Origin of the sequence: Streptomyces sp. NPDC006476, from assembly GCF_040612015.1 — a bacterium.
Classification (GTDB): domain Bacteria; phylum Actinomycetota; class Actinomycetes; order Streptomycetales; family Streptomycetaceae; genus Streptomyces; species Streptomyces griseorubiginosus_B.
In genome coordinates this window covers 236,245-244,453 of sequence record NZ_JBEXPK010000009.1, presented here as the reverse complement: position 1 = coordinate 244,453, position 8,209 = coordinate 236,245, and the positions used below count along the sequence as shown (strand labels likewise).

The 8,209-nt window shown below is 66.9% G+C and carries 4 protein-coding genes and 1 pseudogene; 4 read left to right on the top strand and 1 reads right to left on the bottom strand.

Annotation, left to right across the window (positions count from 1 at the left end):
* The 4 genes and pseudogenes from ABZZ74_RS13140 to ABZZ74_RS13125 all read left to right on the top strand — a co-directional run.
* Positions 1-100: pseudogene (locus ABZZ74_RS13140) on the top strand (cupin domain-containing protein); the annotation flags it as partial.
* A gap of 160 nt (positions 101-260) precedes the next feature.
* On the top strand, positions 261-1,031 hold the full coding sequence (locus ABZZ74_RS13135) for a DUF427 domain-containing protein (RefSeq protein WP_356764158.1): 771 nt from the start codon (positions 261-263) through the stop codon (positions 1,029-1,031).
* 354 nt (positions 1,032-1,385) lie between these two features.
* The gene (locus tag ABZZ74_RS13130) at positions 1,386-4,157 is read left to right on the top strand and encodes an AAA family ATPase (RefSeq protein WP_356764156.1); all 2,772 of its coding nucleotides are present in this window, start codon (positions 1,386-1,388) and stop codon (positions 4,155-4,157) included.
* A 207-nt stretch (positions 4,158-4,364) separates the two neighbouring features.
* Positions 4,365-5,078 (top strand): sigma-70 family RNA polymerase sigma factor, encoded by a 714-nt coding sequence (locus tag ABZZ74_RS13125; protein ID WP_356764154.1) that lies wholly within the window; start codon positions 4,365-4,367, stop codon positions 5,076-5,078.
* 315 nt (positions 5,079-5,393) lie between these two features.
* Here the strand turns inward: ABZZ74_RS13125 and ABZZ74_RS13120 are convergent, their stop codons facing one another.
* Positions 5,394-8,120, bottom strand: a complete 2,727-nt coding sequence (locus ABZZ74_RS13120) for an AAA family ATPase (RefSeq protein WP_356764152.1) — start codon at positions 8,118-8,120, stop codon at positions 5,394-5,396.
* Positions 8,121-8,209 lie beyond the last annotated feature (89 nt).

Genomic DNA, 8,209 nt, shown 5'->3' with positions numbered 1-8,209 from the left:
CACCATGATGTGCGCGCCGGGCAAGCCCATGCTCGAACTCGTCGACGAAGAGGAACTCAAGCAGCGCGCCCACCTCCGCGCCCCGCGACCCACCGCCTGACCTCGACTCCACGTGTCCCAGCAGATTGCATCGAGCAGGGACACCATGTGACAACAACCTGGTGACGCACCACCAGGCCCACCCCAGAGCATCAACTGAGTGGATGTGTGGCCCTTTCTCCGGAGGGCGCACAGCCGGCGAATCAACCAAGGTGATCACCATGGCAACCGAGAGTGTTCTGCATCCAAGCCTGATCGTTCCGATCGGGCACGTCGAGCCCGTGCCCCGCCGTATCCGCGGCACGATCGGTGGCCACGTCGCCTTCGACACCCGCCGTGCCCTGTACGTGTGGGAATGGCAGGCCTACCCTCAGTTCAGCATCCCGATCGAGGACCTCGTGGACGGTGTGCTCCAAGACGACAACCACACGGAACAGCTCGGTGCCGGACCGGCACACCGACACACTCTGCGGGTAGGCCCTCACGTCCGCGCAGGCGCGGCCTGGCTCTGGGGCGAGGGCGCCCCGGGACCCTTGCATGACACCGTACGCTTCGAGTGGGAGGCCCTGGATGCGTGGTTCGAGGAAGACGAGCCCGTCTTCGTTCATCCCAGGAGCCCCTACTCCCGTGTGGACGCCCTGCGTTCCACCAGCAGCGTTCGTGTGGAGCTGGATGGTGTGGTGCTGGCGGAGGCCCCCAATTGTGTGAAACTGTTTGAAACGGGCCTGCCCACCCGTTACTACCTTGATCGCAACTACGTCGACTGGACCCGACTGCGGCATTCAGACACCATGACCCGATGTCCCTACAAGGGGACGACGAGCAGTTACTGGTCCTTCGACAGCGACAGGTCCTCCCATGAGGACATCGCCTGGGGCTACGACTTTCCGACCATTCACGCCAACCGCATCGCGGGGCTTACTGCCTTCTACAACGAGCACGTCGACCTGTACGTCGATGGTGTCCTACTGCCGAGGTCCACTCACGGCTGACCAGTAGTGTTCTGGTTTCGGCTCTTCTGCCTGTGGAGGAGGGCGGCCGCAGGGCCGCGGATGCTGCTCTGCGGCCTTGCCGAGTTCTCGGGAGACGCAGGGGTCGGTTGTCGACCGCCGGCCTTCCGCACGCCGCGGCTCGGAAGCACCCAGATCGCGCCCTCGCTCGCTGCGCGCCCCACGCTCCGGCGTGCACTGCTGACAGAGGAGGCGAGCCGATCGAAGCAGGGGGCTACAGGCCAGGGCTGATGGATACGGCTCGCGAACACTCATGGTCCTGTCGTGTGAGTAGGGATAGATTTTGAGACAGCGTGTACACGAGGCCGAGGGTATGGTGACAGCCGGGAGGCTGCCATGGGGAGAGACGGAGCGCGGGCCGGGCTCGTCGGGCGCCGGAGCGAGTGCCGATATCTCGACCACCTCTTGGCAGAAGCCAGGGCCGGGCAGAGCGGGGTCCTGGTCGTGCGGGGTGAGGCAGGCATCGGGAAGACCGAACTGCTGAACTACGTGATCGAGCGTGCCGGCGGGTGCCGCGTCGTCCGGGCAGCCGGCGTCCAGTCCGAAATGGAGCTCTCCTACGCCGGCCTGCACCAACTCTGCGCTCCACTGCTGTCCCACCTCGATGATCTCCCCGAACCGCAGCAGAACGCGCTGCGCGCGGCTTTCGGGATGCGGGCCGGTGACGCGCCTGATCGTTTTCTGGTGGGGTTGGCCACTCTCAGTCTGCTTGCCGGCGCTACTGGTGACGAGCCGCTCGTCTGTCTCGTGGATGACGCGCAATGGCTGGACCGCGTGTCGGCCCAGACGCTGGAGTTCGTAGCTCGTCGGCTGCTTGCCGAATCGGTTCTGCTCGTTCTCGCCGTCCGTGAGTCCGGCCCTCGCGAGGCTTTCACCGACCTGCGAGAGCTTCACGTGCGCGGGTTGAGCGACAGTGATTCCCGCAGGCTCCTCGAATCGGTGATCACCGGCCCGCTCGACCGGCGCGTGCGGGACCGCATCGTGGCCGAAACGCGCGGCAATCCGCTGGCACTTCTGGAACTGCCGAGGGGCCTGACCGCAGTCGAATTGGCAGGAGGGCTCGCAGGGCTCGAGCGCCGCCCACTGTCCAGCCAGATCGAGAACGGTTTCCTCCGTCGCGTCCAGTCGCTCCCGGCGGAAACGCGACAACTGCTGCTCATCGCCGCTGCAGAACCGGTCGGTGATGTGGCCTTGCTGCGGCGGGCTGCTGAACGTCTCGGAATCGCTGTGAGCACTGCCGAGGCCAGCGCCGAAACGTCCGGACTCATCTCATTTGGTACGTGGGTTCGCTTCCGCCACCCGTTGGTTCGGTCTGCTGCGTATCGCGCCGCCGACTTCGAACAACGGCGACGGGTCCACAAGGCCCTGGCGGACTCGATCGACGCGCAATTCGATCCGGAACGCCGTGTCTGGCACCTGGCGAGCGCGACGGCGGGGCCGGACGAAGCCGTGGCCGCCGAATTGGAGAGATCGGCCGGGCGCGCGCAACTGCGCGGCGGAATCGCCACGGCGGCAGCTTTCCTCCAGCGAGCCACCGAACTGACCTCGGACCCCGCACGCTGGGGGCCTCGGGCGTTGGCTGCGGCGCAGGCCAAGTATCGAGCAGGCGCTTTCGACGTTGCGCGGGAACTGGTCGACGCGGCGGAACTGAGTCGCCTCGACGACGTCAGGTCCGCGCAAGCCATGCTGCTCCGCGGGCAGATCATCTCCGTCTCCCAAAGTGCCAGTGCCGGACTACCGCTGCTGCTCAAAGCTGCCGAGCGGCTCCAGTCATTCGACGCCAAGCTCGCCCGTGAGACCTACCGGGACGCCCTCTACGCGGCATTGACCGCAGGCCGACTGGCCGCGGGGGGCGTCCGCGACGTTGCAGAAGCGGTGCTGAGCGCACCCTCCTTGACTCACCCCCCGACCCGTGAGGATCTCCTCTTGCAGGGTGTCGCACGGGTGATCACCGAAGGTTACGCCGCTGGTGCGCCAGTTCTCATGGAGGCTGTGGCCGCCTTCCGCACGGATGAGGTCGCGCCGGAGGACGGTCTTGGGTGGCTCCCGCTCGTGTGCCGTATGGCTCACACGACGTGGGACTTCGACGCTTGGTCCGAGCTCTCCGCCCGGCTGGTCGGCATGGGCCGCGACACAGGAGCCCTCGCTTTTCTGCCGTCATCCCTCCTGCTCCGTCTGTCGAATCGGGCATTCGCCGGCGACCTGCGGGGCGCCGATTCCCTTGTCGCGGAGGCGAACGCGATCGGTGAGGCGACGGGCAGCACTTTCTTCGCGCACTACGGCGCACTGGTTCTGGAACCTTTCAAGGGACGGGAGTCCACGACCCGTCAGGCGATCGAAGCGCTCACGCAAGACCGTCTCCTGCAGGACGAGGGGAAGGTGACGACAGCCACGCAATGGGCCTTGGCGGTGCTCTACAACGGCCTTGGGCGATACGAAGAGGCCTACGCGTGCGCAGAACGTGGATGCGAGAACCCGCAGGAACTCGGCTTGTCCCTCCAGTCCAGGGTGGAATTTGTCGAAGCCGCCGTACGGTTGGGGCGAACAACCAGGGCGGCCGAAGCCGCGCGGATGATCGAAGAGATGGCCCAGGCCAGCAAAACCACCTGGGCACTCGGTATTTCGGCCGCTACCCGTGCCCTGGTGAGCGATGGAGGGGCAGCCGAGGATCTGCACCGAGAAGCCATCGAGCTGCTCGACAGGACGCAGGCCCGGATGGACAGCGCCCGCGCCCGACTCAGGTACGGTGAATGGCTGCGAAGTGAAGGCCGATCGGCGGACGCTCGTGAACGGCTGAGCGAAGCGCACGAGATGCTCAGCGAGGCGGGCGCCGAGGCATTCGCGGAGCGCGCACGACGTGAGCTCCAGGCTGCGGGAGCCAAGGTGCGCAAACGAGCCTCAGTCGCGCCGGCGGTCCTCACGCCAAAAGAAGTCGAGATCGCGCGGCTTGCCAAGGAGGGTTTCACCAACCCGGAGATCGGCGCCCGACTGTTCCTCAGCCCTCATACGGTCGATTGGCATTTGCGCAAGGTGTTCGCGAAGTTGGGTATCTCCTCGCGCAAAGAGATCTCTTCGGTGCGGCCGGAAGGCCTGACGGCCACACGCTAGCCGTGTTCAACACATCGACCGCGCTCGGCGCAGGTCCTGTCCAAGCCCACGGCTGAGCGGGGCGCCCACGGACTCACCACGGCATCACCACGCAGTTCCCCACGGGGTCCCACGGAGCCTTGAAGGCGCGGGCCACGCGGGTTCGGCGCGAGGTTGGTCGCAGCTCGAATTTCCAGGTTGCTGACCCACCCAGCGGAGGTTCCGACCATGGACAGGTACCTGCTCGAAGCCGGACGACCGCCGATGGCCGGCGGTCACGCATCGCCCACGGCCATTGACGATCTGGAGGATGCGGCGTCCATGTACCTGCGAGATCGGCCGGCACTCCTCAAGATCGCCTATCGCATCCTCGACAACGAGAGCGAGGCCGAAGAGGTGGTCCAGGAGGTATGGCTGCGACTGCAGTGCACAGATCGAACATCCGTGCGACGACCCCAGGCGCTGTTGCGGACGATCACCGTCAGGCTGGCGATCAACTCGGTTCAATCGGCGTACAGACGCCGGGAACGCAGCGCCACTCCTTGGCTTCCGGAGGCGTTGGACCCGGGCCCCAGCCCGGAATCAGGAGCCGAGCAGCAAGACACCGTGGAGCGAGCGGTCTCTCTGCTTCTGGAGACGTTGACACCTCCGCAGCGCACAGCCTTCGTCCTCCGGGAGGGGTTCGGTTATCCGTATGAGCGGATTGCCGGCCTTCTGCATCTCAGCGTCGTCAACGCCAGGCAGCAGGTCACTCGCGCACAGCGGCGACTCGGTGCGAAGCGTCACCGGCAACCGGTGGATTGCATCAGCCATCGCCGTCTTGTGCAGGCCTTCCTCGCGGCGGCACAGGGAGGCGATCTGGCCCGCCTGGAGCAGGCACTCCTGGCGGAGACCGGACCGACAGCTCGAGCCACGAGGCCGGCCGGGGTGCAGGCCGCGTAAGAGCGTGGTCGGACTCATCGGCGCCGTTTCTGGTCTACCCCATGGATTGGTTACCGTCCCTTTTCTTAGAGACGCGGGGCGTTTGCAGTGTCGACCGGACCGAGTCAGCGATTTCCCCCTTGAAGGGCGGCTGACATCAGGTTCACGCAGAGAGGCACCTGGTCGCGCCCTTGACAGGGCGTAGGTGGCTTCGTGGCCCCCCGTGGACTGGACAGTCCCTGGGCTGGTCCGTCAAGTCGCTGGACTGTTGGTCTCGCGTCGGTGGCCAGCGGCTCCATCACTGCCGAGATCAGTGGGTCCGGAGCGGCGTACCGGTCAGAGCGCCGTGTGCAGAAGCCGGCGAGAAGTGATGTTGAGTTTGGCGTACACCTTGCGCAGGTGCCATTCCACGGTGTGCGGACTGAGGAACAGCTGTGCGCCGATCTCGGTGTTGGTGAGTCCCGCACGGGCCAGCTGCGCGATCTGCGTTTCCTGAGGGGTCAGCGTCGCCGGGGCGGCACCGGTCCGCCGGGTCACGGACTCGCCGGCGGCCCGCAGTTCGCGGACGGAGCGCTCGGCGAACGCGCCGGCGCCGAATTGACTGAAGAGGGTGTGCGCCACGCGAAGTTGCTCGCGGGCGTCGACGCGGCGGTTCTGCCGTCGCAGCCATTCGCCGTACAGCAGGTGTGCCCGTGCCAAATCCGTCTTGACACGAGTACGTCCGAGTCGCTCAACAGCCTCGCGGTAGAGCTCTTCGGCAGAGTCCTCCTGACAGAGCAGAGCCCGCGAGCGTGCCTGGACCCCCAAGGCCCAGTCCGTGGCCGCGGTTTCGGTGGCCCGGGTCAGTTCGGCCAGTGCGGCCTCGGCCGCCTCGCGGTTGCCGCTGCGCACTGCGGCCTCCACCAGCTCCGTCAATCCCCAGTGGTACACGGCGAGATCCTGCGGGTGCGCGCTCGCCTGACGGGCGGAGTCGAAGGCCTCCTCGTATCGGCCCAAACCGTTGTAGAGCACGGAAGCCGCCCCATGGGCGACTGACACGCCGACGCCTTCACCGCGATTCATGGCGTCGTCCAGGCTGGTCCTCACCAGCGTTGCGGCCTCGCGTTCCCTTCCTTGCCAGGCGGTGAGGGTAAGCGCTCCGTAGGGCGTGAAGCTGTTGCTGCCGGCCGCCTCCTGGACACTGAGACTCTCCGCGATGAGTAGTGCCGCCGCGTCCAGTTCACCGGCGTACGTGTGAACGACCACCCGCGAGTTGAGTGCGAGTGGCAACTCCGTCAGTGCGCCGACGGTGCGGGCGGTCTGCACGTGGCGTGTCGCCAGCTCGGTCCAACCTTCGTCGTCCCACATCTCGGCAGCGAGGGCGGAGGCCAACCATGACCAGCGCAGGACCTGCTCGGGGTCGGTCTCCCGGCGGAGCGCGCTCACCGCGTCCCGCAAGCCGGCGGCGGCTGCACGATACCCACTGGTGAACCGGGTGGCCAAGGCGTCCATGAGAAGGTCGGCGTTGCGTGGCGGCCGTGTGTGGGAACGTGACGTCCTGTGCGCTGCTTCCGCCACCTCTCGCACCGTGGCCCCAACAGCGAGCCGCCCTGCGAACATAGCCGCTGACACGGTGTCCAGAAACGTCTCGCGAGCCAGGCCGACGTCGAGCGGGACCAAGCGCTGCGCGGCGGCCAGCAGGAGGGGGAGCGCTTCGGCGCCGCGGCTGCCGGCGAAGGCGATCTGAGCGTGGGTGAGGTGCACGCGAGCGTGACCGATCTCGTCCAGGACTCCGCTCTCGGCGAGGGCCAGCAGATCACGTGCCGCGGCTGGTGCACCGGCGCGAAGCTTGGCTTGAGCTGCCGCGAGGGCACGCGTCGCCTTCCGCTGTGGCTGCGGAGTCAATACAGCCGCGTGTGCGAGAAACGCCGCGGCCGCGGCGGTGCCGCCGCGCGCCAGCGCTCGCGCGGCGGATGACTCCAGTTCGGCGGCGATCGCCTCGTCGGGCCGCACGGTTGATCGTGCCAGGTGCCATGCACGACGGTCGGGATCGTGGCCGGGGTCGGTCACCTCTGCCAGGACGCGGTGGATCTCTCGCAGCTCCGCGAGTTCGGCCGACCGGTAGATTGCCGAGCGCAGAAGCGGATGCTTGAAACGCACCAGAGCACCGATGTCGAACAGCCCCGCTGCCACTGCCGGGCCTGCCGCTTGAGGATCGATGTCCAGGAGCGCCGCTGCGCGTCTGAGGAGTGTCACGTCGCCGATCGGTTCGGCGGCGGCTGCCAGCAGCAGTCGCTGCGTCGCGGGCGGGAGCGAGCGCACCCGCTCGAGGTAGCTCCGCTCGATGCGGCCGGTCACCGGTCCGGGGTCCGGCAGGCCGAATCCGTCAATGGGTTCTGTCTCTTCCCGGCTGTGCGGAAGTTCCAGAAGTGCGAGGGGGTTGCCGCGGGCTTCGGCGAGGATTCGGTCGCGGACTCGTTCGTCCAAGGGGCCGCCGGCCTCCGAAGCCAGAAGCGCGAGGGCGTCGCTGTTGTCGAGGCCGTCGATCGTCAGTTCGGGCAGTCCGGCGAACTCGTCGCGTGCCTTCAGTTCACGCGTGGCGAACACCAGTGCGAGGGGTTCAGCGAGCATCCGCCGTGTCACGAAGGCCAGGGTCTGTGCGGATACCCGGTCGAGCCACTGCGCGTCGTCCACCAAGCAGAACAGCGGCTTCTCGGCGGCCACCTCGGTCAGCAGTCCGAGTACGGCGAGACCGACCAGGAACCGGTCCGGTGGTGGGCCGGCGCTGACCCCGAACGCAGTGGTCAGCGCTTCTTGCTGCGGAGGCGGAAGAGAGACGACGTGACCGAGGAACGGTGCACACAACTGGTGCAGGCCTGCGAACGGGAGTTCCATCTCCGACTCGGCACCCGCACTGCGAGCGACGCGGTATCCCGCGACGTACCCGGCCAGGTGATCGAGCAGGGCAGACTTTCCTATTCCGGCTTCACCGCGTAGGACAAGAGCTGAGCTCTGTCCGGCCTCGACTTTCGACGCCAGCTCTTCAAGCGCATTGCACTCGCGGTGCCGACCGCGCAGTTGCATACGACCCTGTCCGCTCACCTTGACCCCCTACGGGATCATAACAACACCGAGTCGATCAAGGCCGAAATGATGATGTCACGGTGGGCTCC